This window comes from Acrocarpospora catenulata (assembly GCF_018476525.1).
In the GTDB taxonomy this organism is placed as follows: Bacteria; Actinomycetota; Actinomycetes; order Streptosporangiales; family Streptosporangiaceae; genus Acrocarpospora; species Acrocarpospora catenulata.
Genome location: NZ_JAHCST010000004.1, coordinates 232,668 through 253,254 on the forward strand (window position 1 = coordinate 232,668; position 20,587 = coordinate 253,254).

Consider the following 20,587-nt stretch of genomic DNA (forward strand, 5'->3'; position numbering starts at 1 on the left):
TACATTGCGGGACGGGCGCCGGGGATCATCACCGGGGCCGAAGGAGCCTTGATGACCCGAAAACTAACCGGAATCACCTCTTATGGCGTCTATGTCCCGTTCTACCGTCTCAACCGGGGTGACATCGGCACCTCCCTCGGCCTGCCCGGGCTGACCGGCGCACGCCCGGTGGCCGGGTACGACGAGGACAGCACCACCCTCGCGGTGGAAGCCGCCCGCCGCACCCTGCGCCGCATCCCCGGCTTCGCCCCCGCCGAACTCTGGTTCGCCACCTCCCGCCCCGCCTACCTGGAGCGGAGCAACGCCTCGGCGATCGCCATGGCGCTCGGCCTGCCCGAGGAACTGGCCGCCTACGACGCGGGCGGCGCCATCAGGTCCGGCGCGGGCGCCTTCCGTGCCGCCCTGCGCGCCCCCGCCGTCGTCACCCTGGCCGACCTCCGGTACGGGCTGCCCGGCTCGGAGGACGAACTGCTCGGCGCGGACGCCGCCGCGGCCTTCACCACCGGGGAGAACCCCGTCGCCGAACTGCTCGGCGGCGCGTCCCGCACCATGGAACTGCTGGACCGCTGGCGCACCCCCGGCGCGATCCGCACCCGCACCTGGGAGGAGCGGTTCGGCGTCGAGGAGTACCTGGAGGTCGTCCAGGCGGTGGCCGAGGCGGCTGCCAAGGAGGCCGGCCTGGAGCCGTCCGAGATCGACCACGTCGTGATCAGCGGTCCGCACACCCGGGCCGTACGGGAGGCCCGCCGCCGTTTCGACCCGGCGCGCCTGGCGGCCGGGCTCGCCGACGACCTGGGTTACGCGGGCACGGCCGACTTCGGCGTACGGCTCTGCGCCGTGCTCGACCGGGCGGAACCGGGGCAGAGCATTCTGGCCGTGCTGGCCGCCGACGGCGCCGACGCGTTCGTGTTCCGCGCCACGCCCGAACTCGCCGCCTACCGGGCACAGGGCGCGGAACGGCCCGGCGGGGTGCTGCCGCTCGGTTACCCCGACTACCTCACCTGGCGGGGCCTGCTGGACCGGGAGCCGCCCCGGCGGCCGGAGGTCAAGTCGCCGGCCCCGCCCGCCTCCTGGCGGAACATGCGCTGGAAGTTCTCCTTCACCGCCGCGCGGTGCGCCGCCTGTGGGATCCGCAACCTGCCCCCGCGCCGGATCTGCCTCGGCTGCGGCGCGGTGGACCAGGGTGAGCCCGTGGCCATGCGGGACGTGCGCGGCACGGTCGCGACCTTCACCGACGACTGGCTCTCGGAGTCGGTGCAGCTCCCGGCCAAGGTGGTGGCCGTGGACTTCGACGGCGGCGGCCGCTTCGAGTTCGAGATGACCGACGCCCCCGGGCGCGAGGTGGCCATCGGGGACCGGGTGGCGCCCGTGTTCCGGCTGGCGAGCGTCGCGTCCAACGACATACGCAACTACATCTGGAAGGTCCGCCCCCACGAGGAGGAGTCCTGATGCCCGCCCACGCCCTGCGGAACCCGGTCGCCATCGTCGGCATGAGCTGCACCCGCTTCGGTGAGCTCTGGGACCGGAACGTCGACGACCTGCTGGTGGAGGCCACCCTCGGCGCGGTGGGCAGCGTGCCGGGGCTGGAACTGGGCCAGGTGGACGCCTTCTGGCTGGGCACGATGACCTCCGGCGTCTCCGGCCTCACGCTGACCCGGCCGATGAACATCGCCGACCGCCCGGTCACCCGGGTGGAGAACATGTGCGCCACCGGCTCGGAGGCGTTCCGCAACGCCTGCTTCGCGGTCTCCTCCGGCGCGTACGACGTGGTGATGGCGGTGGGCGGCGAGAAGCTGAAGGACTTCGGCTTCTCCGGCCTGGAGATGCCCAGCGTGCCAGGGGACGGCACGTCCCCGAACCTGAGCGCGCCCGCCATGTACTCGATGATCGTCCCCTCCTACGCCCGCCGCTACGGCCTCACCGAGGAGCAGGTCAAGGAGGCGATGACGCACATCGCCTGGCGCAACCACGCCAACGGCGCGCGCAACCCGAGGGCGCAGTTCCGCAAGAGCGTGCCCAAGGAGGTCATCGCCCGCGCCCCCGCGATCGCCGGGCGGCTGAGCGTCTTCGACAGCTCCGGCGTGGCCGACGGCGCGGCGGCGGCGGTGATCGTCCGCGCCGAGGACGCCCACAAGTACACCGACCGCCCGCTGTACGTGCACGGCCTCGCCCTCAGCGCGGGCGCGGCGACCGGCCGCAACGACGACCGGTACGACTACTCCGACCTGCCCGAGGTGGTCAACTCCAGCCAGGTCGCCTACGCGCAGGCCGGGATCACCGACCCCGCCACCCAGATCTCCATGGCCGAGGTGCACGACTGCTTCACCCCGACCGAGCTGGTGCTGATGGAGGAACTCGGCTTCTCGCCACGCGGCCAGGGGTGGAAGGACGTCCTGGCCGGCAGGTACGACCTGGGCGGCGCGCTCCCGGTCAACCCCGACGGCGGCCTGAAGAGCTTCGGCCACCCGGTGGGCGCCAGCGGCCTGCGCATGCTCTTCGAGATGTGGCTCCAGTTCCGGGGCGAGGCCGGGGATCGCCAAGTCGCCAATCCCGCCTTCGGGCTGGTGCAGAATCAAGGAGGCAGTCCCGGCGCGCTCGTGAGCGCCGTCTCGATCGTCTCCGATCGAGCGCCCTGATCCCGAGCCGTCGTTATCCCCGATCCGTTGTTCAGTTGAGGTAGGACACTAGATGACCCCTCCAGGAAAGACCACCAAGAGCGCCGCAGGGACCCGTCGCAAGTCGACCGGGTCGCCCATCGGGCAGGCGCGCAAGGAGAGCGTGCTGCTGGCCGCGGCCAAGGTCTTCGCCGAGAAGGGCTTCTCCAGTGCGACGGTGCGCGACGTCGCCGACGAGGCGGGCATGCTCTCGGGCAGCCTGTACTACTACTTCGACTCCAAAGAGGCGATCGTCGAGCAGGTGCTCGCGGACTATCTGAACACGGTGATCAGGGAGTACCGCGCGGCGGTCGCCGAGGCCACCGGCCCGGCCGAGGCGCTGCGCGGGCTGATGGCGCGGGCGCTGCTGAGCGTGGCCCGCAACCGTCATCAGGTGCTGATCCTGCAGAACGACTGGCACTACGTGGTGGACTTCCCAGGCGTCGCCCGCGGCCAGGACGAGATCGCTCAGATCTGGATGGACGTCATCGAAGAGGGCATGCGGGCGGGCGTCTTCCGCCGCGAGTTCAGCGCGCGCATGGTGTACCGGACGGTGATGGGCGCCGTGCAGGCCATCATCCGCTGGTTCGACCCCGACGGGCCGATCACCATCGACGAGGTCATCGAGATCGAGACCGAGCTGCTCCTGAACGGGGTGAACGTCCCCGCCCGCTGACCCCGCAGGCCGGGTCTCCCGGCCAGGGGGATAGCTGCTCCAAGAATGAAGCAATTGCTTGCTCGAAAGGATCCGTATGAGGGAGGACGCGACGCTCCGCGCCGAGTTCGCGGCGGCCGTGGGCCGGTTTCTGGACGCCCGCAGCCCCGTCGAGGTCAGCCGGGGCTCCCTCGGCGGTCCCGGCGAGCCCCTCTGGCGGGCCCTGGCCGAGGAACTCGGCCTGCACGGCCTGCTGCTGCCGGAGGAGGCGGGCGGCCAGGGCGGGTCCGTCGCCGACCTGGGCGCCGCGCTGGTCGAGGCCGGCCGGGTCGGGCTGCCCGCCTCGCTGCTGGTCACGGCCGGGCTGGCGGTGCCTCTGCTGGCCCGGACCGGCCTGGAGCACAACCACGACTTGCTGGCGGAGATCGTGGCCGGGCGCGCGGCGGTCGCGCCGGCCCTGCACGAGGACTCCGCCGGGGTGGACCTGGACTCCCCGGGCACCAAGGGCGAGAGCCGCGTCTCCGGCCGGAAACAGTTCGTGGCGGCGGGCGCGGTGGCCACCCACTTCATCGTGCTCACCGGCACCGCCCTGGTCCTGGTCGAGCAGGGCGCGCCCGGGCTGGCCGTGGCGCCCATGCCCGCCCTGGACCCCGGCCGCGGACTGGCCGAGGTCACCCTGGACGGCACGCCCGCGCGCGTGCTGGCCGAGGGCGACCAGGCCCGTGCCCTGGCGGGCCGGGCGTTCACCGAAGGGGCGCTGCTGACCGCCGCGGACGCCCTCGGCATCGGCGAGCGCGCCCTGGCGCTGGCCGTCGACTACGCCAAAACCCGCACCCAGTTCGGCCGCCCCATCGGCGCCTTCCAGGCGATCAAGCACAAGCTCGCCGACATGTACGCGGAGATCCAGACCGCCAGATCGGCGGTGGAGGCCGCCCTCGACCAGGCGGCCGCCGAGGAACCGGGCTGGGAGCACACCGCCTCCATGGCCAAGGCCCGCGCCGGCGACGCCGTGCTGCACGTGGTACGCGAGGCCATCCAGGTGCACGGCGGCATCGGCTTCACCTGGGAGCACGAGCTCTCCCACCACTTCCGCCGCGCGCTGACCGACGTCGCCCTCTTCGGCACCCCCGCCCACCACCGCGACCTCGTTGCCCGCGCCCTCGGAATGTGACGCGCAGCCTGAACGGAGAACCACCCATGCCCCTGGACCCCGCCTACCTCGGCAGCACGGTCGGCCCATTCACCACCGAGTGGACGGACCGCGACACGCTGCTCTACGCGCTCGCCGTGGGGGCCGGATCGGCGGACCCCGGCGCGGAGCTCCAGTTCACCACGGAACACAGCGAGGGCGTCGCCCAGCAGGTCATCCCCAGCTTCGGCGTGCTCATCGGCCACCATGGCGGGCTACCCGAGATCGGCACGTACGACCCCGGCAAGGCCGTACACGCAGAACAGCACTTCCGCCTGGAACGCCCGCTGCCCCCCGCGGGCAGGGCGGTCTCCACGGTGACCGTCACCGACATGTGGGACAAGGGCAGGGATGCCCTGGTCTGGACCGAGACCCGCACCACCGACGCCGCCACCGGCGACCTGCTCATGGTCGCCCGCTCCTGCGCCTATCTGGGCGGAGCCGGGGGCTTCGGCGGGGAACGCGGCCCCCGGGTGGAGTGGGCCGCGCCGGACCGTGAGCCGGACACCGTGCTGCGCCTGGCCACCCGGCCCGACCAGGCCCTGCTGTACCGCCTCACGGGCGACCGCAACCCGCTCCACTCCGACCCGGCCTTCGCCACCAGGTACGGCTTCGCCCGTCCGATCCTGCACGGCCTGTGCACCTACGGCATGACCGCGCGCGCCATCGTGAACGGCCTGTGCGACGGGGACGCCACCCGGCTGCTCGGCATGTCCGGGCGGTTCTCCCGGCCGGTGCTGCCGGGGGAGACCCTCACCGTGGCCCTCTGGCGGGACGGCGCGCAGGTACGCTTCCTGACCTCGACGGACGCGGGCACGGTCATCGACAGGGGCGAGGCCGTCCTCGACAGTCTCGGTCCGATAAACCCCCGCTGAGACCCCTTGCCTGTCCGTTCTCACTCCCCACATAATCAAGCAGTTGCTTTAAAAGCAAGCATTTGCTTTACAGCAATCGGGGGTCCGGATGTTGGGGGCCTAACCCAGGAGGGTGCAACGTGTTCCGTCAATCCACCGCACGGAGAGGACGCCTGGCCGTCATCGGCGCGGCCCTGTCCGCCGTCATGATTCTCACCTCGTGCGGCTCGTCCGGCGGCGACACCGCCGAGGGCGCCCCGTCCGCGCAGGGCCAGGGCCAGGTCTACAAGGTCGGCTTCCCCGCCCTGCTCAGCGGCGCCGCCGCGTTCGCGGGCAAGCCCATCGCCCAGGGCGCGGAAGTCGCCGTGGAGGAGATCAACGAAACCGGGTTCCTCGGCCAGGGCTCCACCGTCGAGCTCAAGATCGAGGACATCAAGTCCGACCCGGCCAAGGCCATCGCCCTCTACCGCCAGTACGCCACCGACGGCGCGGTGGGCGTGCTCTGCTGCGGCCTGTCCAACGAGGCGGGCGCGCTGGCCCCGGTCATCCGGCAGAGCAAGGTGCCCGCCATCGTCACCTCCGCCATCCTGGACGGCCTGGCCTCCCCGCCGAGCCTGTTCCGCCCGGTCGTGCTGCCCTCCTCCCCGGGCGGCGTGTACGACAAGTTCGTGGACAGCATGGCCAAGGCGGAGGGCTACAAGACCGCCGTGGTGGTCGTGAACGGCGACGTGGACGCCATGGTGGCCGACGGCAAGGTCTGGGCGGCGGCGATGGAGCGCAACGGCGTCAAGGTGCTCCAGACCGTGGCGGTCGGTTCGGCCGACCGGGACTTCACCGCGCCGGCCACGCAGATCGAGGCGCTGGCCCCGGACGTGGTGGTGGCGAGCACGCTCGGCACGCCGACCGCGCTGCTGGCCCGCTCGCTCCGCGACCGCGGCTACGACAAGCGCATCCTGTCCAGCTACGGCGCCTCCGGGCCCGCGCTGTTCGACGCCGGCGGCTCCGGCCTGGCCGGGCTGGCCTTCGCCACCCCGTTCGCGGCCGACCACCCGGTCAACGACACGGCCAGGAAGTTCACCGAGCGGTACACGGCGAAGTTCAACGCCGCCCCCGACATGTTCGCCGCCCAGGGCTACACCGCGATGTGGCTGCTGGCGCTGGGCATGAAGAACGCCGGCGCCTCGCCCACCCCCGAGTCGGTCGGCCAGGGCCTCTCCCAGGTCACCACCCAGGAGTCGGTCTACGGCAACCTCAGGTACGAAGGCGGCCAGGCGATCCTCGATTCGCCCGGCGTCTACCTGGAGTGGACCAAGGACGGCAAGTTCAGCGAACTGAGCAACGGCAGCTGACGTGGTCGCATACGGCATAGCCTGCGACATCACCGGCGCAGACCCCGGCCTGCTCGGGCGGATCGAGGCCAGCGCCTCGGCCGCCGAGCAGGCGGGGTTCGCCTCCTGGTGGGCCGGCGGCGACCGCGAACAGGTCGCCTCCGGCGGGCACGACGCGGTGCTCACACTCCAGTGCGCGGCCCGGGCCACCGAGCGGCTGGGGCTGCGGCTCAGCGGGGACGTGCCGGTGGTGCGCAGCCCGGCCGTACGGGCCAAGCAGGTCGCCTCGCTGGACTGGTTCAGCCAGGGGCGGCTGGAGTACGGGCTGGACCTCGGCCCCGTACCGGACGCACTTCGCGACCAGGATGACGATCTGGATGCGGCGGCCGAGCACCTGGCCGCCATGCGGGCCCTGTGGTCCCAGCGCCGGGCGGTCTTCGAGGGCGAGCGGGTCGCGTTCCGCGGCGCGATAGCCCTGCCTCGCCCGGCCAAGATGCGGGTGCATGTGCGCCATGGCGACCGGCCGGTGCTTGACCTGCTCGCCCAGCAGGCCGATGGCTGGCTCGGCTGGCTGGTCCCGGCCGAGGAGCTGCCCGTGACGCTCGGCGAATTGAACGAGGCGCTCGCCGAAGCCGGGGAGGCGGAGGTCAGGCGCACTTGGCTGGTGGCCGCCGCCGAGTTCGCCCGGGCCAAGGAACTGCTGGCCAAGGAGCCCTCTCTGGGCGTGGACGAGCTGGTCGCCGTGTTCGGCGAGCTGCCCGCGCCCGAGCGGGTGCGCGAGCTGGCGTGAGCCGTACGGAACGAAAGGAGCGGCGGTGGAGATCGGCCTGGTTGACCTGTTCGACGGGTCGGCGCAACGGGATCCCGCGTACATGCGGGCGTTCGCGCTGACCGCCGAGGAGGCCGGGTTCTCCTCGTTGTGGCTGCCCGAGCATCTGGTCTTCTTCGAGGAGTACGAGTCGGCCTATCCCTATCCGGCCGCGCCGAACCCGGCCAACCCGGAGGTGTCCGAAGTGCACACCTACGGGGACGCCGCCGCGTCCGCGCCCCGGGTGGAGGCGGCCGTGGAGCAGGGGCTGCTCGAAGTGCTCCAGACCGCGGCCGAACTGTGCCGGCACACCACGCGGCTGCGGATCGGCTCCTCGGTGCTGCTGCTGCCGTTGCGGAACCCGCGCCTGCTCGTCGGCGAGCTGGCCACGCTCGACCTGCTCACCGGCGGGCGCTTCGACCTGGGCGTCGGGGTCGGCTGGTCGGCGGAGGAGTACGCCGCCGCCGGGGTGCCCTTCGCCGAGCGCGGCGCCCGCTTCGAGCGGAACCTGGCCGCCATTCCCGAACTGTGGGGGAAACAGGAGATCGGGCGCCCCTTGCCGCGCGTCCTGGTGGGCGGCCACTCCCGCCCGGCCATCCGCCGCGCCGCCAGGTACGCCACCGGCTGGTACCCCTGGAACCTCACCACCGGCGAATTCGCCCACCACCTGGCCGAGATCGAGGCCGGGCTGCGCGAGCACGGTCGGCCCCGCGAGGACTTCCATATCATCGCCGGGCTCCGCTTCCACGGCAGCCCCGCCGAACTCCGCCCGACCGTCGAGCGGTACCTGGAACTCGGCGCGGACGGCGTGAACCTCTCCCTGCGGATGACCCCCGAGACCTATCCCGAGACCATGCGCGAGGTCTCCCGAGCGCTGGGACTGGCGGCATGAACGACATCGAGGAGTTCCGGACACAGGCGCGGGACTGGCTGACCGCGCACGTGCCGAAGGAGCCGCTCGGCTCCTGGACCAGCCCCGAGGGCTTCGCCCAGCACCGCGCCTGGGAACGGGTGCTGTTCGAGGGCGGGTACGCCGCCGTCGACTGGCCCGAGGAGTACGGCGGGCGCGGCGCCGACCTGTTCCACACCATCGCCTTCGCCGAGGAGTACTACCGCGCCAAGGCCCCCGCCCGGATCAACATGGGCGGCCTCTACCTGCTCGGCCCGATCCTCATGCGGTACGGCACCGAGGAGCAGCGCCGCCGCTGGATCCCCCGGATGCTGTCCTGCGAGGACATCTGGTGCCAGGGCTTCAGCGAGCCCGACTCCGGCTCCGACCTGGCCTCGCTGCGCACCCAGGCGGTCCGCGAGGGCGACGAGTTCGTCGTCAACGGCCAGAAGATCTGGACGTCGTTCGGCGGCTTCGCCGACTGGATCTTCGCCCTGGTGCGGACCGATCCCGAGGCGGGCCGGGAGAACAAGCACCGGGGGATCACCTTCCTCTGCGTGGACCTGCGTACTCCGGGCGTGGAGGTGCGCCCGCTGGCCATGGTTGACGGCACCAAGGCGTTCGCCGAGGTGTTCTTCACCGACGTACGGGTGCCGGTGGCCAACGTGGTCGGGGAGGTCGGCGACGGCTGGCGGGTGGCGATGTCCACCCTCGGCTTCGAGCGCGGGGCCGTCTTCGGCGACCACGCCAAGTACTCCGCCGACGTGGCGTCCTTCGCCTCGCTGGTGCTGGCCTGTGGCCTGGAGTCCGACGCGCTCGCCCTGGACGAGCTGGGGCGGCTGTTCGTGGAGACCGAGGTGTACCGGGCCAACGTGTACCGGCTGGCCGCCCTCGCCGAGCAGGGCACCGACCTGGACCTACGGGCCAGCGTCAACAAGCTCTACTGGACCGAGACCCAGCACCACATCTTCGCGGCCGGGCTGGACCTAATGGGTGCTTTGTCCCCACTTGGATACGATTCATCCGTAATGCGTAATACGCTCTCCCCGCGTGCTTTTGAGGCGTGGGCCGACTGGCACCACCGCTACTGGTACGCCCGGGCCGCCATGATCTTCGGCGGCACCTCGGAGATCCAGCGGAACATCATCAGCGAACGCCTGCTCGGCCTGCCCAGGGAGCCCCGGCGATGAACGTCCCCCTCGACGAAGATCAGCGTGAACTGCTCAAGCTCACCCGCCGCCTCCTGGAGGAGCACGCGAGCGAGGATCACCTGCGCCGCCGGATGAACCTGGACGCCGCCCACGATCCGGATCTGTGGCGGCGACTGGCCGACCTCGGCCTGATCTCCCTGGTGCTGGACGAACGCTGGGGCGGAGTCGGCCTGGGCGAACACGTACTGGCCCCCGTCCTGCACCTGCTGGGCGAGTTCGCCGTCCCCGAACCCTTCCTGGAAACCGTGGTGGCCGCCCTCCTCATCCAGGAGGCGTGCCCCGAGGAGTTCGCGGCGGCCTGGCTGCCGCGTATTGCCTCCGGCGACGCCGTGGTGGCCTTGTCGTTCGGGGCCCGTACGCCGGTCGTGCCTTATGCGGCTTCGGCGGATCTGGTGCTGGTATGCGATGGCGGCGTGGCCGCCGTCGAGACGGCGCCCAACGGCCCCGGCGGAGCCGGGTCCGGACCCGAAGGGTCAGAAGGGTGGGTGGGTGGGACGACAACCGCAAGTTCGGCGAAGCCGCCGGGTGGTCTTGGTCGTGGAGCCATTGGAGGAAGGACTGCGCGTCGGCGCGGGAGCTGCCTGGGGGTTTGGGGCGGCCGTTGGCGTAGGTGAAGAAGGTGCGGGGGAAGTCGGGGCCGAGGGTGGCCACGACGTCGGGGAGAGCCGCCGCGACCAGGCCACGGCGTTTGGCGATCAGGCTGTGGGACTGGACGCGGAGGCGTACCGGGTCGAAGCCCGGAGGGTTGGGAGCACCCGCGACCAGGGCGGCGAGCAGGTCGCGCTGCGCGTCCGCCAGGCGACGGCGTGGGTCATCGTTCATGGGCGGATCCTCGTCCACGGCGTTCCGTTGTTCACCGGGGCTTCATGGATGCTGCTCACTGGGGCTTCATGGCGGCTGCTCACCAGGGGTCCATGGAAACTGTTCGCCGGGGATCCATGGAAACTGCTCACCGGGGCTTCATGGCGGTGCGGATCTTGTCGAGTTCGGCGGCGAGGGTGGCGTCGCTGGGGTAGTTGTCGTCCCATTCGAGGAGGACCCCCGGTGGGCGTACCCGGGCGCAGAGTTCGGTCAGCACGTCGAGGATGGCGTCGGGGACGGCGGCGGTGTGGGTGTCGTGCCAGATGCCGTCGTGGCTGTGGCCGCCGGCCACGTGGACGTAGGCCAGTTCGGCGAGCGGGAGCCGGTCCAGGGCGTCCCGGGCGTCCGAGCCCAGGTTGACCTCGTTGGTGTAGAGGTTGGCGACGTCGATCAGGAGTTTGATCCCAGTACGTTCGACAAGTTCGCCAAGAAAGTCCGCCTCGGTGAGTTCGTCGTCGGGCCAGCCGAAGAGAGCGGCCACGTTCTCCAGGGCAAGCGGCACCGGCAAACAGTCCTGAGCAATCCGAATGTTCTCCACGACGACGTCAAGAGCGTCCCGGGTACGCGGAACAGGCAGCAGATGCCCAGCCTCCATACCGTCCCCACGGACGAAGGCGAGATGCTCACTGACCAGGGGCGCATCCAGAGCCTCCGCACAGGCCGCCAAATGCTCAAGTCGCGAAATTTCGGGCCTGTCGGCCCCACCGATCCCGAGCGCGACACCATGCGGAATCACCGGAACCCCCCGCCCCCGCAACACCCGCAACGACTCCGGAACCCGCCCCGGCCGAACGCCTTCCGCGATCACCTCGACGAACTCCACCCCAGCCAGCCGCTCCACGGTCAGATCGATCTCCGCCCGCCAGCCGATACCAACCCCGAGCTCAACCCCCCCACCCGATTCCACACGACCGCCGGATTCCACACGACCGCTCAGCGCCGGATCAGCCGCCACCGCATCCACCACCACCACAACCGCCGCCCCCGCAGCTACTGCCACCCCCACAACTCGACCCACCCCCGCCGAAGTCACCCCCGCCGATCCCGCCGCCGAAGTCCCCGCCGCCGATCCCGCCCCCGAAGTCCCCGTACCCACCGGAATCACCACCCCCGGTGGACCCGCCACAGGCACCGGCCGCACACCCCCCGGCCTGGCTGCCGACGTACTTGCCCTCCTCCCGCGAGATCTCCCCCGCGATCCCAGGATCGATCTCGCTGAGCCCGTACAACGCCACCGCCCCGGCCACCGCCGCGTACGCCGCCGTACCCACCTGCACCGGCGCCTGGTGATGGACGTGATGGTCGTTTTCCCACACATGCGGCGAGTAGGACGACCCAGACCCCCGCCGGTACTGACCGCGTGCGTTGACCAGCATCTCCCGCCCCGCGTTGGTCAGCAGATTGCGCAGGGTCTGCCGATGCACCAGATAGGTGATCAACCCGTACAGCGCAACCGGCACGAGGAGAACCAACCCCAAGATGTTCCCCACCGACACAGGCACGAAGAAGATGATCGACACCACCCCACCGACCCAGGAGACGTCGGCCAGCACGACCAGCCACCCAAGGGATCGGTTGATCCCCCGCGCCTGGGTGAGCGCACTGTCGGGAACCAGATAGGCCCGCCCCACCAGCCGGTGCATCACCCCGGTCATCGCGGGCCCCCACGCCACGGCCCGCCGCACCTCACTCGCCGTACGCCCACCGGGCACCGCGGCAAGATCGAGGATCTCCTGCTCCAGCGCCTCCCGCGCCCCGCCGGCCCCGGCGACGGTGGCCAGCCGCCCACCCCGGGAGACCCGCAGCTTGCCCTGCGCGCTGAGCATCGCGATGGCCGTGTTCACCGCCCGCCGCGGCCCACCGGCCAGATAGGCCAGCTCGTAGGCGTCCAGCCCGGCCGAACCGAGCACATGGGAGACCCGCACCCGCCGATGTTCGCGCCGCAGCCGCGACGCGGTGGAGAAGATGGCCACCGCGATGACGATCGCGGGGACGAGAAGCACGAACTCCATGTCGCCTCCTGGGGGACTCCCCTCTGACAGGTAGACGATTCCACGCCCCAGGAAGTTTCACCACATTCGGTACGGCTCACGCCTGGCGGGACGTGAGCCGTACCGGACGAATCGGAACACCCGGCGACGCTGGCGGGCGTTCCAGTCAGGGGATCAGCCCAGCCGGGCCACCAGCGCGTCGTACTCGTCCCAGAGTTCACGCGGCAGTTTGCTGCCGAAGGTGGCGAAGTGCTCGGGAATCAGCGCCGCCTCCTCCCGCCAGACCTCGCGGTCCACGGTGAGCAGCAGTTCCAGGTCGGCCGGGCTGATGTCCAGCCCTTCGGTGTCCAGTTCGGCGGGAAGCAGCCCGATCGGCGTCTGGACCGCCTCGGCCTCGCCGTTGAGCCGCTCCACGATCCACTTGAGGACCCGGCTGTTCTCCCCGAACCCGGGCCACACGAACCGGCCGGCGTCGTCCTTCCGGAACCAGTTGACGTAGTAGATGCGCGGCAGCCGGGCTCCGGGCGTGCGCCCGACGCGCAGCCAGTGGCCGAAGTAGTCGCCCATGTGGTAGCCGCAGAACGGCAGCATGGCGAACGGGTCCCGGCGCAGCTCGCCGACCTTGCCCTCGGCGGCCGCGGTCTTCTCCGAGGCCACGTTGGCACCGAGAAAGACGCCCTGCGCCCAGCTGAACGACTCGGTCACCAGCGGTACGGCGGTGGCGCGGCGCCCGCCGAACAGGATCGCCGAGATGGGCACGCCGTCCGGGTTCTGCCACTCCTTGGCGATGGTCGGGCACTGCTCGGCCGGGGTGGTGAAGCGGGCGTTCGGGTGTGCGGCGGGCTCGGGCGAGTCCGGGGTCCAGGAGCGGCCGCGCCAGTCGGTCAGGTGCGCGGGCGGCTCGTCGGTCAAGCCCTCCCACCAGACGTCGCCGTCGTCGGTGAGCGCGACGTTGGTGAAGATGCTGTTGCCCCAGAGCGTCTTGATCGCGTTGGCGTTGGTGGTCTGGCCGGTGCCCGGGGCCACGCCGAAGAAGCCCGCCTCGGGGTTGATGGCGTAGAGCCGGCCGTCGGGGCCGAAGCGCATCCAGGCGATGTCGTCGCCGATGGTCTCCACCTTCCAGCCGGGGATGGTCGGCTGGAGCATGGCCAGGTTGGTCTTGCCGCAGGCGGACGGGAAGGCGGCCGCCACGTACCTGGCCTCACCCTTGGGCGGGGTGAGCTTGAGGATCAGCATGTGCTCGGCCAGCCAGCCCTCGTCCCTGGCCATGGTGCTGGCGATGCGGAGCGCGTAGCACTTCTTGCCCAGCAGGGCGTTGCCGCCGTAGCCGGAGCCGTACGACCAGATCTCCCTGGTCTCCGGGAAGTGGCTGATGTACTTGGTCTGGTTGCACGGCCAGGGCACGTCGGCCTGGCCCGGCTCCAGCGGGGCGCCGACCGAGTGCACGGCCTTGACGAAATCGCCCCGCTCCTCGATCAGGCGGAGCGCGTCCTCCCCCATCCGGGTCATCACCCGCATGGATACCGCCACGTACGCCGAGTCGGTGATCTCCACGCCGAGCTGCGAGATGCTGCCGCCCAGGGGGCCCATGCAGAACGGGACGACGTACATGGTCCGCCCGCGCATGCAGCCCCGGAAGAGCTTGCCGAAGGTGGCGCGCATCTCGGCGGGCGCGATCCAGTTGTTGGTCGGGCCGGCGTCTTCCTCGCGCTCGGAGCAGATGAAGGTACGGTCCTCCACCCGGGCCACGTCGCTCGGGTCTGAGGCCGCGTGGAAGCTGTTGGGCCGCTGGATCAGCCGCGTGAGGGTGCCCTGGTCGACCAGGAGGTTGGTGAGCCGGGTCCACTCCGCCTCGGAGCCGTCACACCATTCGATCCGGTCCGGCTCGGTCAGTTCGGCGATCTCGGTCACCCAGTCCGCCAGACCCGCGTGACTGGTCGGGTGGCGCGCTATGTCAGAAATGACGGACATCCGGGACGGCTCCTTTGTCTCGCAGGGGCCAAATCATCATTGACGATTCACACGCAATCCATCCAATTGGCATAGACCAGTGCGATTTTACCGTCTCCGCAGGCGTCAAGACGCAGGTCAGAGCCGCTGCGACGCCCAAAATCCGGCCCGATTCAAAGAAAAACGCCGTCCCCCTTACCAAGATTTTCCGGCCTGCCTATTGGTATAGGCCAATGGCGGTGGTCCAGACCTTTTTTGGTAATGGTTTAGTCCACTACGTCGGGCCCCTCGGCCCGGACCCGATCCACGTGCTGAAGGGCATCCCGCAGGTCAGCGAGCCAGGTGTCGGTGTGTTTGCCGACCAGGCGGACGCACCAGGCCAGCGCGTCGGAGCGGCTGCGCGCGACACCTGCGGCGACAAGTGTGTCGAGCGTCTGCCGTTCGGGCTGCCGGAGCCGGGTCATCACCGGCACCGAAAGAGTGGTGAACATCACTGTCTCGGGTCCGACCGTGACCCCCCAGGAGACCTTCCGGCGGAACCGGTGCTCGGCCTCCCTGGCGATGTCGATCCGGCGCTCCCGGGTCTCCTCGCGGAAACGCTCGACGTACCCCTCAAGGGCGGCGGCGCGCTCGACCTCGGGCAGGTCGTCGACGACGGTCAGCGGCGGGAGCGCACCGAGCACGGTGATCTCCTCGCGGTCCAGCACGATCTCCGGGCGTTCGGTGAACCAGCCCTCGGGGAGCCGCCCGGTGAACCAGCCTTTCAGCTGTTCCTCTGCATTCATGTAATCAACATTACATCGATTACGCCCGCGAGCAAGAGATTGACGGTGACTAGTTTTTGAGAGTTACTATCAATTCATGCTGACTTCCAGATGGTGGGCTCTCTCAGCCCTCGTGCTCAGCGTCCTGGTCATCGGACTGGACGCGACCGTGCTCAACGTGGCGCTCCCCACGCTCGCCGTGGACCTCGGCGCCTCCACCGGCGACCTGCAGTGGATCGTCGACGCGTACCTGGTGACCTTCGCCGCGCTGCTGCTGCCGGCCGGGGTCTTCGGCGACCGGCTGGGCCGCAAGCGGCTGCTGGTGGCCGGGCTGGCGGCGTTCGGCGTGGCCTCGGCCGTGGCCATGCTGGCCGGGAGCATCGGCTGGCTGATCGCGGCCCGGGCGCTGATGGGGGCCGGGGCGGCGCTCATCATGCCGCTGTCCACCGCGATCCTGCCGAGCATCTTCCCGGCCGCGGAGCGGGCCAAGGCCATCGCGGTCACCACGGCCGGGATGGCGATCGGCCTGCCGCTCGGACCGATCGTCGGCGGCTACCTGCTCGACCACTTCTGGTGGGGGTCGATCTTCCTGATCAACCTGCCCGCCGTCGCGATCGCGCTGCTCGCCGTGGTGGTGCTGGTCCCGGAGTCCCGCGACCCGGCCTCCCCCCGGCTGGACGTTCCGGGCACGCTGCTGTCGGTCACCGGGCTGGCCGCGCTGGTCTTCGGCGTGATCCAGGCGCCCGCCGACGGCTGGGGCTCGGCCCGGGTGCTGACGCCACTGCTGGCCGGTACGGCGCTGCTGGTCGTCTTCGTGCTGGTCGAGATGCGGTCGAGGGCCCCGATGATGGACCTCAGCCTGTTCCGGGACCGGGTCTTCCTGTGGGGCTCGGTGGCCGCCTCGCTGGTCTCGCTGGGCATGATGGGCGTGCTCTTCGTGGTGCCGCTCTACCTGCAGGCGGTGCTGGGCTTCGACGCGATGGCCACCGGGCTGCGCATCGTGCCGATGATCGTCGGCCTGATGGCGGGCGGGCTGGCCGGGGAGCGCCTGCTCAAGGTGGCCCGGCTGCGGCCGATCATGACCGCCGGGCTGCTGCTGCTCGCGGCCGGTCTAGCTCTCGGCGCCCTGCTGCCCGGCTCGTACGGGTACACGGCCGTGTGGCTGACAGTCGCGGGCGCCGGGGTGGGCCTGACCATGGTCCCCGCCATGGACGGCGTGCTGGCGACGCTGCCCGAGGACCGGACCGGCATGGGCACCGGGGTGCTCCAGACCCTCCGGCAGACCGGCGGGGCCTTCGGGGTCGCCGGGCTCGGCAGCCTGCTCTCCGCCGTGTACGTCGGTGACCTGCCGTCCGGGGCGCCCTCGGCGGTGCGGGAGTCGGTGGCGGCCGGTGTCCGGGTTCCGGAGTTCGCCGAGGCGGCGCGGGCGGCGTTCGGGGCGGCCATGGACGCGGTGCTCTGGAGTTGCGGGGCGGCGGCCGTGCTCAGTGCGGCGCTGGTGGCGCTGTTCCTGCGTGGCGGGACCGTCAGGAAGGCGGGAGAATCGGTGCATGAGCTCGCCGGGACTGCGTGAACGGAAGAAGGCCAGGACTCGGCGGACGATCCAGGAACAGGCCCTGCGATTGTTCGCCGAGCAGGGCTACGAGGCGACCACGATCGAGCAGATCGCGGAGGCGTCCGAAATCTCGCCGAGCACGATCTTCCGATATTTCCCGACCAAGGAAGACATCGTTCTCCAGGACGACTACGACCCGCTCTTGATAGACCTGCTGGCCGCCCAGCCCCGGGAGAAACCGCCCCTCCGCGCCCTTCGCGACAGCTTCCGTGACGCCCTGGACCAAGTCCCTGAAGCCGAACAGCAAGAAATCCTGGGCCGCGCCAAACTCCAGATCACCGTTCCCGCCATCCGCGCCCGCCTGATCCAGAACATGATGAGCACCATGGATCTCCTGGCCGACACCATCGCCAGACGCGAAGGCGCCGACCCCACCGGTCTCCCCATCCGGACGCTGGTCGGCGCGACGATGGGCGCCCTCCTCCCCGCCATGTACGAGTGGGTCGAAACCGACGGCGCCCGCCCCCTGGCCGACATGATCGACGACGCCATCGCCCTGCTTGAGGAGGGGCTACCGATCAGGTGAGTTCGGCTTTGAGCGCGGCGGGAGTGGTCACGGGGAGGCGGCAGGTGAACTGGCGGCACACGTAGGCGGCGGGCGCGCCGTCGATGGTGGTGCGGTGCTGGAGGAGGGGAACCGGGGACTGGCCGTCGCCGAGGGCGATGACCAGGCCGGGGTTGGTGGACATGAGGCCGGTGCGATGGAGGGCCTGGGTGCCGGGGTCGTCGAGGGGGCCGATGATGGCCAGTTCGAGGGGGCCGGCGAGGGCGGCCTGGGCGACGGCGAGGCCCCAGCCGGCGAAGCGGGCGTAGGCGGAGGCGAGGACCGAGACTGCGCCCAGGGCGTTCTCCGCGGCTTCTCGGTGCGGCGTGGAGCCGGTGAGAGCGGCGTAGGTGAGGAGGGCACCGGCGGCGGCGAACTGGCCCGAGGGCGTCGCGTTGTCGGTGGGGTCCTTGGGGCGCTGGAAAAGGGAGCTGGCGTCGTCGGCGGTGTCGTAGAAGCCGCCCTCGCCGTCGGGGAAGCGGGCCAGGAGGGTGTCGAGGAGTTCGCCGGCCAGGGTGAACCATTGCGATTCGCCGGTGACGGAGTAGAGGCCGAGGAGCCCCTCGGCGACGTCGGCGTAGTCTTCCAGCACTCCGGCGTTGGCGCCGACCTGACCGGCGCGGGAGGTGCGGGCGAGGCGGACCTCCGAGCCGGTCCGGGATACGTGGAGGTCGGCCAGCAGGGTGGCGGCGGTGCGGGCCGCGTCGATCAGGTCAGGCCGGTCGAACAGGGCGCCGGTCTCGGCGAGGGCGACGATGGCCAGGCCGTTCCAGGCGGCGACCACCTTGTCGTCGCGGCCTGGGCGTACCCGGGTCTCCCGGACGGCCAGGAGTGCGGCGCGTACGCGGTCGAAGCGGTCGCGGTCGTCGGGGTCGTGGAGGAGTTGAAGGACCGAGGTGCCGTGTTCGAAGGTGCCGGTGACCTCGAAGAGCTGGGTGGCCCAGGCGCCGTCCTCCTCGCCGAGGATCTCGGTCAGCTGGCCGGGAGTCCAGACGTAGAAGCGGCCCTCCTCGCCCTCGCTGTCGGCGTCCAGGGCGGAGGCGAAGCCGCCCTCCGGGGTGCGCATCTCGCGGAGCAGCCAGTCGGCCGTCTCCAGGGCCACCCGCCGGGCGAGCACCGAGCCGGTCGAGCGCCACCAGTGCGCGTACACGCGCAGCAGGAGCGCGTTGTCGTACAGCATCTTCTCGAAGTGCGGCACGACCCAGGCGACGTCGACGCTGTACCGGGCGAAGCCGCCGCCGAGCTGGTCGTAGATCCCGCCCCGGGCCATCGCGTCCAGTGTCTTCTCGGCCATGGCGAGGGCTTTGCCCGTGCCGACCCGGAGCAGGAACTCCAGGACCATCGACGGCGGGAACTTGGGCGCGCGCCCGAAACCGCCCCGGGTGGCGTCGAACGTCTTCGCCAGATCCTCCACCGCCTCCGCCACGATCTCCGGCCCCGGCAGCGGCCCCTGCGGCAGCCCGGCGCGCAGGTTGAGGGCGTCCACCACCTTCGCCCCCTGCGCCAGCACGTTCTCCCGCTCCTCCGCCCAGGCCTGCGCGACCCCCGCCAGCAACCGGCGGAACTGCGCGGGAGGAAAATACGTCCCCGCGTAGAAGGGATTGCCCTCCGGCGTGGCGAACACCGTCATCGGCCACCCGCCCTGACCGCTCATCGCCTGGGTGGCCGCCATGTAGACCGCGTCCACATCCGGCCGCTCCTCCCGGTCCACCTTCACGTTGACGAAGTGCCGGTTCATGACGTCGGCGATGGCCTGGTCCTCGAACGACTCGTGTGCCATCACATGGCACCAGTGACAGGCCGAATACCCGACAGAGATCAGCAGCGGCACGTCCCGCCGCCGTGCCTCCGCGAACGCCTCGTCCCCCCACTCGAACCAGTGCACCGGGTTGTCGGCATGCTGCAGCAGATAGGGACTGGTCGCACCGGTCAACCGGTTCACAAAACCTCCAGAGCAGGCGTCAATTCCATCATCTCCGGGCCGCGCGAGTGCCCGGGACCGGGGGATGTATTCGGGAGACGGCGGGCGTAGGCTCACGGAACGTGGCTGCGGGAGCCGTCTGGCACGGTTGGGCCGGGCAGCGGGTGGCCGGCGGAGGAGGCTGCGTGGGCGTGGATGTGGACTTTGCCGTCAGGCATGCCGGGCGGATGGCGGAGGATCTGACCCGGCGGGATGTGGCGCGGGCGCTGCTCGCGGTGCCGACCGGCCAGGCCCTGGTGTCCCTGCCGGACCTGCGGCGCGAGCTGCTGGCGGCGGGCAACCCGCTCTCGGCCGCGTTCTGGGAGTCGGCCAAGAGCACCCTGGCCCGGATCGAGTCGGGCCTGGCCACGGTCGGGGACGTGCAGCGCTGGCTGGAGTCCACCGGCACCGAGCCGATCCTGCTGACCCGCAGCTACTTCGTCTGGCCGGACGAGGGCGAGCGCGGCCCCGTGGCCGGCGAGATGTACGACCGGCTGGTGGCGCACCTGGAGGCCCAGCTGGCCTGTGGCCTGATCGACCCGGACGCGCTGGCCCAGGGCGACGCCGCCGCCCGGGAGGCGTACGAGGACCTTCAGGAGAAGTGGCTGGCCACCCCGCTGCCGGACGGCCGGGTGCCCAGCGTGGCGGTCAGCGACGAGCAGGACGAGGAGCTCTACGCGGCCTGGGACGAGGAGGAGGCGTTCGCCCTCGGCGAGCTCCGGCGCACCCTGGCCGAGCTGCCAGAGCCGCCGCTGCCGGCCACCGACCTGAAGGCCGCCGCCGGGCGGCTCCGGCGCACCCTGGTCACCCCCGGCTTCCCTGGCAACGTGCTGCGCGCCTGCGCCGGCCTGGACGAGCACGGCACCCTGCCGGACGGCGACGAGGACCTCTGGCTGGCGGTGGCGGCCGGGATCACCGCCCCCATCTCCGACCTGCCGGACGAGCAGGACGCGGCCCGCTTCTTCGACCTGGACGGCGAGCTCAGCCACGAGGACTCGGTGCTCGCCTCGCTCTGCGCCATCCACCACGCCGACTGGCTGGCCGCGGTCACCGCGCTGGCCCGGTACGGTCCCGGCGTGCTCGCCTCGCCCGAGCGCATCGCCCGGTTCATCGCCGACTCCGAGGACGCCGACCCCGACGAGGAGGACCCGGAGGACCTGGAGGCGACCGAGATGCTGTTCACGGCCGTCACCCCGCTCTGGGCGCACCTGGGCATCGTGGACAAGGCCGAGGTGCTGACACCGCTCGGCTGGTGGGGGCTGCCCAAGGCACTGGAGCGCGCCTGGTCCCCGGAGGGCTAAGCGTCCCCGGAAA

General features: G+C 71.1%; 18 protein-coding genes and 1 pseudogene. 13 read left to right on the forward strand and 6 right to left on the reverse strand.

The features are described 5' to 3' along the window. Positions 1-51 precede the first annotated feature (51 nt). The 10 genes from KIP79_RS06280 to KIP79_RS06325 all read left to right on the forward strand — a co-directional run bounded on the left by KIP79_RS06280 (position 52) and on the right by KIP79_RS06325 (position 10,202). A complete protein-coding gene (locus KIP79_RS06280; RefSeq protein WP_214103694.1) occupies positions 52-1,449 on the forward strand; it encodes an OB-fold domain-containing protein in 1,398 nt (465 codons plus the stop codon). Beyond that, positions 1,449-2,636 carry an acetyl-CoA acetyltransferase gene (locus KIP79_RS06285; RefSeq protein ID WP_214103695.1) on the forward strand — a complete coding sequence of 396 codons (1,188 nt, stop codon included), beginning with the start codon at positions 1,449-1,451 and terminating at the stop codon, positions 2,634-2,636. The genes KIP79_RS06280 and KIP79_RS06285 overlap by 1 nt, the downstream gene beginning before the upstream one ends. A 52-nt stretch (positions 2,637-2,688) precedes the next feature. Then, positions 2,689-3,330 (forward strand): TetR/AcrR family transcriptional regulator, encoded by a 642-nt coding sequence (locus KIP79_RS06290; protein ID WP_214103696.1) that lies wholly within the window; start codon positions 2,689-2,691, stop codon positions 3,328-3,330. 76 nt (positions 3,331-3,406) lie between these two features. Further along, positions 3,407-4,480 carry an acyl-CoA dehydrogenase family protein gene (locus KIP79_RS06295; RefSeq protein ID WP_214103697.1) on the forward strand — a complete coding sequence of 358 codons (1,074 nt, stop codon included), beginning with the start codon at positions 3,407-3,409 and terminating at the stop codon, positions 4,478-4,480. 26 nt (positions 4,481-4,506) lie between these two features. Then, positions 4,507-5,373, forward strand: coding sequence for a MaoC/PaaZ C-terminal domain-containing protein (locus tag KIP79_RS06300; protein ID WP_214103698.1), 867 nt, complete (start codon positions 4,507-4,509; stop codon positions 5,371-5,373). A 119-nt stretch (positions 5,374-5,492) separates the two neighbouring features. Next, a complete protein-coding gene (locus KIP79_RS06305) occupies positions 5,493-6,701 on the forward strand; it encodes an ABC transporter substrate-binding protein (protein WP_214103699.1) in 1,209 nt (402 codons plus the stop codon). A gap of 1 nt (position 6,702) precedes the next feature. Continuing rightward, a complete protein-coding gene (locus tag KIP79_RS06310) occupies positions 6,703-7,470 on the forward strand; it encodes an LLM class flavin-dependent oxidoreductase (protein WP_214103700.1) in 768 nt (255 codons plus the stop codon). Positions 7,471-7,495: 25 nt separating this feature from the next. After that, entirely contained in the window at positions 7,496-8,380 is an 885-nt protein-coding gene (locus KIP79_RS06315) for an LLM class flavin-dependent oxidoreductase (protein WP_214103701.1), read from the forward strand. After that, positions 8,377-9,567, forward strand: coding sequence for an acyl-CoA dehydrogenase family protein (locus tag KIP79_RS06320; protein ID WP_214103702.1), 1,191 nt, complete (start codon positions 8,377-8,379; stop codon positions 9,565-9,567). The genes KIP79_RS06315 and KIP79_RS06320 overlap by 4 nt, the downstream gene beginning before the upstream one ends. Then, on the forward strand, positions 9,564-10,202 hold the full coding sequence (locus KIP79_RS06325) for an acyl-CoA dehydrogenase family protein (protein WP_214103703.1): 639 nt from the start codon (positions 9,564-9,566) through the stop codon (positions 10,200-10,202). The genes KIP79_RS06320 and KIP79_RS06325 overlap by 4 nt, the downstream gene beginning before the upstream one ends. Here KIP79_RS06325 and KIP79_RS50430 read toward each other — a convergent pair. The 5 genes and pseudogenes from KIP79_RS50430 to abmR form a co-directional block, all read right to left on the reverse strand. Continuing rightward, positions 10,186-10,410, reverse strand: a pseudogene (locus KIP79_RS50430) (SCO6045 C-terminal-like domain-containing protein); the annotation flags it as partial. The gene KIP79_RS06325 and the pseudogene KIP79_RS50430 sit on opposite strands and share 17 nt — an antisense overlap. Before the next feature lie 127 nt (positions 10,411-10,537). After that, positions 10,538-11,449, reverse strand: a complete 912-nt coding sequence (locus KIP79_RS06330) for an MbnB/TglH/ChrH family RiPP precursor modification enzyme (protein WP_308169591.1) — start codon at positions 11,447-11,449, stop codon at positions 10,538-10,540. Then, on the reverse strand, positions 11,394-12,461 hold the full coding sequence (locus tag KIP79_RS06335; RefSeq protein WP_214103704.1) for a TIGR04222 domain-containing membrane protein: 1,068 nt from the start codon (positions 12,459-12,461) through the stop codon (positions 11,394-11,396). Before KIP79_RS06335 ends, KIP79_RS06330 begins: the two co-directional genes overlap by 56 nt. Positions 12,462-12,614: 153 nt before the next feature. After that, entirely contained in the window at positions 12,615-14,411 is a 1,797-nt protein-coding gene (locus KIP79_RS06340; protein WP_214103705.1) for a phosphoenolpyruvate carboxykinase (GTP), read from the reverse strand. A 245-nt stretch (positions 14,412-14,656) separates the two neighbouring features. After that, a complete protein-coding gene (gene abmR / locus KIP79_RS06345) occupies positions 14,657-15,175 on the reverse strand; it encodes an ATP-binding transcription factor AbmR (RefSeq protein WP_214103706.1) in 519 nt (172 codons plus the stop codon). A gap of 76 nt (positions 15,176-15,251) precedes the next feature. On the opposite strand from abmR, the gene KIP79_RS06350 reads away from it, so the two are divergent. Further along, positions 15,252-16,727: a DHA2 family efflux MFS transporter permease subunit gene (locus KIP79_RS06350; RefSeq protein ID WP_214103707.1), complete on the forward strand. Its 1,476-nt coding sequence runs from the start codon at positions 15,252-15,254 to the stop codon at positions 16,725-16,727. After that, positions 16,705-17,295, forward strand: coding sequence for an acyl-CoA-like ligand-binding transcription factor (locus KIP79_RS06355; protein WP_214103708.1), 591 nt, complete (start codon positions 16,705-16,707; stop codon positions 17,293-17,295). Before KIP79_RS06350 ends, KIP79_RS06355 begins: the two co-directional genes overlap by 23 nt. Here KIP79_RS06355 and KIP79_RS06360 read toward each other — a convergent pair. After that, positions 17,288-19,255, reverse strand: a complete 1,968-nt coding sequence (locus KIP79_RS06360) for a thioredoxin domain-containing protein (protein WP_214103709.1) — start codon at positions 19,253-19,255, stop codon at positions 17,288-17,290. The genes KIP79_RS06355 and KIP79_RS06360 overlap by 8 nt on opposite strands. A gap of 101 nt (positions 19,256-19,356) precedes the next feature. Here KIP79_RS06360 and KIP79_RS06365 point away from each other — a divergent pair, with 101 nt between their 5' ends. Beyond that, a complete protein-coding gene (locus KIP79_RS06365; RefSeq protein WP_308169592.1) occupies positions 19,357-20,574 on the forward strand; it encodes a hypothetical protein in 1,218 nt (405 codons plus the stop codon). Positions 20,575-20,587 lie beyond the last annotated feature (13 nt).

What these genes read in the sequence shown, in the direction of transcription:
- KIP79_RS06280 (WP_214103694.1), top strand. Translation starts at nt 52, where the DNA reads ATGACCCGAAAACTAACCGGAATCACCTCTTATGGCGTCTATGTCCCG.
- KIP79_RS06285 (WP_214103695.1), top strand. Translation starts at nt 1,449, where the DNA reads ATGCCCGCCCACGCCCTGCGGAACCCGGTCGCCATCGTCGGCATGAGC.
- KIP79_RS06290 (WP_214103696.1), top strand. Translation starts at nt 2,689, where the DNA reads ATGACCCCTCCAGGAAAGACCACCAAGAGCGCCGCAGGGACCCGTCGC.
- KIP79_RS06295 (WP_214103697.1), top strand. Translation starts at nt 3,407, where the DNA reads ATGAGGGAGGACGCGACGCTCCGCGCCGAGTTCGCGGCGGCCGTGGGC.
- KIP79_RS06300 (WP_214103698.1), top strand. Translation starts at nt 4,507, where the DNA reads ATGCCCCTGGACCCCGCCTACCTCGGCAGCACGGTCGGCCCATTCACC.
- KIP79_RS06320 (WP_214103702.1), top strand. Translation starts at nt 8,377, where the DNA reads ATGAACGACATCGAGGAGTTCCGGACACAGGCGCGGGACTGGCTGACC.
- KIP79_RS06325 (WP_214103703.1), top strand. Translation starts at nt 9,564, where the DNA reads ATGAACGTCCCCCTCGACGAAGATCAGCGTGAACTGCTCAAGCTCACC.
- KIP79_RS06335 (WP_214103704.1), bottom strand. Translation starts at nt 12,461, where the DNA reads ATGGAGTTCGTGCTTCTCGTCCCCGCGATCGTCATCGCGGTGGCCATC.
- KIP79_RS06340 (WP_214103705.1), bottom strand. Translation starts at nt 14,411, where the DNA reads ATGTCCGTCATTTCTGACATAGCGCGCCACCCGACCAGTCACGCGGGT.
- abmR (WP_214103706.1), bottom strand. Translation starts at nt 15,175, where the DNA reads ATGAATGCAGAGGAACAGCTGAAAGGCTGGTTCACCGGGCGGCTCCCC.
- KIP79_RS06350 (WP_214103707.1), top strand. Translation starts at nt 15,252, where the DNA reads ATGCTGACTTCCAGATGGTGGGCTCTCTCAGCCCTCGTGCTCAGCGTC.
- KIP79_RS06355 (WP_214103708.1), top strand. Translation starts at nt 16,705, where the DNA reads ATGAGCTCGCCGGGACTGCGTGAACGGAAGAAGGCCAGGACTCGGCGG.